3 protein-coding genes are annotated in these 2,379 nt (G+C 45.9%); all 3 read left to right on the plus strand.

The features are described from left to right. Positions 1–30: 30 nt before the first annotated feature. Positions 31–867: a ThiF family adenylyltransferase gene (locus tag AB5Z52_RS16685; protein ID WP_368267100.1), complete on the plus strand. Its 837-nt coding sequence runs from the start codon at positions 31–33 to the stop codon at positions 865–867. 27 nt (positions 868–894) lie between these two features. Continuing rightward, complete coding sequence (locus AB5Z52_RS16690; protein WP_144314078.1) at positions 895–1,683, plus strand: hypothetical protein; 789 nt, start codon at positions 895–897, stop codon at positions 1,681–1,683. Positions 1,684–1,700: 17 nt separating this feature from the next. After that, the coding region (locus tag AB5Z52_RS16695) for an ABC transporter ATP-binding protein (protein WP_368267098.1) at positions 1,701–2,379 on the plus strand (679 nt) is incomplete at its 3' end.

Genomic DNA, 2,379 nt, shown 5'->3' on the forward strand with positions numbered 1-2,379 from the left:
TTCGAAGACACTGTCACCGCCCCGCGTTATATGGCAAATGCTACTTATTTTTCTTGTTTCCCTGGCGCAAGTACAGAGTCCGCGGCTCGGATACAGAATAAACTGCGGCATAGTCGGATACTTCTTCTCGGATTGGGGGGAGGGGGTTCCAATATCTTGACATTATTGTCTGGTCTAGGAATCGCAGGTGTCACCATTGTTGACTATGACAATGTTGAGGAAAACAATCTTGGTCGTCAATTGTTGTATCGCGAGTCAGATATTGGACGACCTAAAGTGGAAGCGGCGGCCGAAGCTTTACATGCGATGAATTCCGAAATGGAAATTAAAGCCATCAATCGTAAGATAGAATCCTCCGAAGATGTATCGACTTTGATTCCGGGAAATGATTTGGTGATATGCGCTGTTGACGAACCGCCATTCTTAGCGCAGCGGCGCGTGAATAAAGCAATCGTAGAAGCCAACGTACCTTGTGTTTTCGGTGCAACTCAGATGACGCATGGGCGAGTATTCACGATTGTCCCACAAAAAACGGGTTGCTTTGACTGCTTACATCTATATTACACGAAGAATGATTCACGATTCGTTAAACAGTTTCGAGGCTTCCAATCTTCCGGCTTCAAATCTCCTACCATTGCATTTGCCCCAACCATTTGGCTGATTACATCGGTTATGGTAGATGAGGCGGTACGTCTTATTACAAACTATGAGAAACCTCGCAGTTTGGGACTGCAGTTGGAAATTGACTACCCCAATTACACGAGTTTCCCCCATCCCGCATGGCCTAGATACGATGAATGTCCAACTTGCGGTAATGGATCATATGACGATTGGGAAGCATTCAAATATTACGGGGAAGGTGTCTAAGTTCACTTTTGAGGAAAAGGTGTAGATGTGTATTGCCGAAAAAATTCTTCCGGCCAATGGATTATTGGCAATGGAAACCAGCCACCGGTAATCCTATCTTCTGCTCACTGCAAAAGTCAATTTGAAGCAAAGAAAATCGCGCAAACAATTGACGGATTTAATATACCATTGTCGGAACCAACTCCAGGCAAAGGAAAAATATGGTTTTGCATGAGATTTTTTTTGTGGATATCATTAGCCCTATCATCCATGCTGAACATTTATTATTTCTTTCGTTATGGATTCCCCTCAGGGAGATGGTGGCTGGTACCCCATGAATCCATTCTGATTGACATACTGCTGATTACGGTAGTAGGCGTAGTTTCTACAGCAATCCATGAATTTGGCCATATGGTTTTCGGTCGTTCGTGGACCGTTTCTGCACAAATGTTGCATCGTGTGATAAGCACTAATCTAAATCACGTCTGGGCTTGGCCGCGCATTCGGCGCATTGAAGCGATCTCTGCCGGGCTGATATTTGACTCAGTGCTTCTCTCGGCTTTATTTGCGGTTCAGATTATTTTCGATAATGCATATGCTGCATCAGCGGCTTCAACAGTTTGCCTAAGAATGGTATGGCAATTGGGGTTTCATGCAATCCGTGATGGTAGATTACTGATTGTTTTAACTTTGGATAGGCCTCTATTCTTTAGCAAACCCTCTAACAATGGTGAATATCTTTTATCGTTCATATTCAGATTATTTGGATATGCAATGGATTTATTCATAATATGGCAATGGCCCATTGCTTTGACTATTGGCTTACTTGAAGTGTAAACGATAGGAAGGTGGAAATGGAGCAATACTGTAGTTTATCCGTGCGAGATTTAAATAAGCGGTTCGGGAGATTCTCTTCCGACGTATGGGCGCTGCGGGATGTCAGTTTTTCATTGCCCAAAGGGACACTTACAGGAGTTCTCGGACATAATGGTGCAGGTAAGACCACGTTACTCGGGTCGCTTTGCGGATCAGTGAAACCGACTTCTGGAACCATACTTTTTTCCGGAAGAGAAATATCCCATGCAGCCGAGCTGAGACGTCTATGCGCGTATATGCCGCAGCCACATGTCCCTTTGCGCGGGGTCACTCCTGTCGAGGCTTTATGCTGCGCAGCCGGCATGCGTGGCATATCTCGTCGTCGTGCGGTTCGCCTAACGAATGACTTCTTGGGTCGTCTGGACATTGAGCAATATTCGCATGTCGCAGGAGAGAATCTATCTGGTGGCTGCAGACGCCTAGTCTCTTTGGGGATGGCTCTCGTTCAGGAGGCTTCCGTAATACTGCTGGACGAACCGACCAACGATGTGGATCCGATTCGTCGAAGCAGAGTATGGAAAATACTCCGGCAGGAAGCCGACCAAGGCAAAACAATACTTGTAGTGACTCACAATCTAGATGAGATAGGTTCGGTGGCCGACAATTTGTTGATCTTCGACTGCGGTCGCCTCGTATGTAATGCGTCACCACGCCAAC

The organism is Enterococcus sp. RTP21361st1_A6_RTP21361_211029 (assembly GCF_040910045.1).
GTDB lineage: Bacteria > Bacillota > Bacilli > Lactobacillales > Enterococcaceae > Enterococcus_D > Enterococcus_D gallinarum.

Coding starts and splice junctions, on each gene's coding strand:
- AB5Z52_RS16685 (WP_368267100.1), top strand. CDS start 31: ATGGCAAATGCTACTTATTTTTCTTGTTTCCCTGGCGCAAGTACAGAG.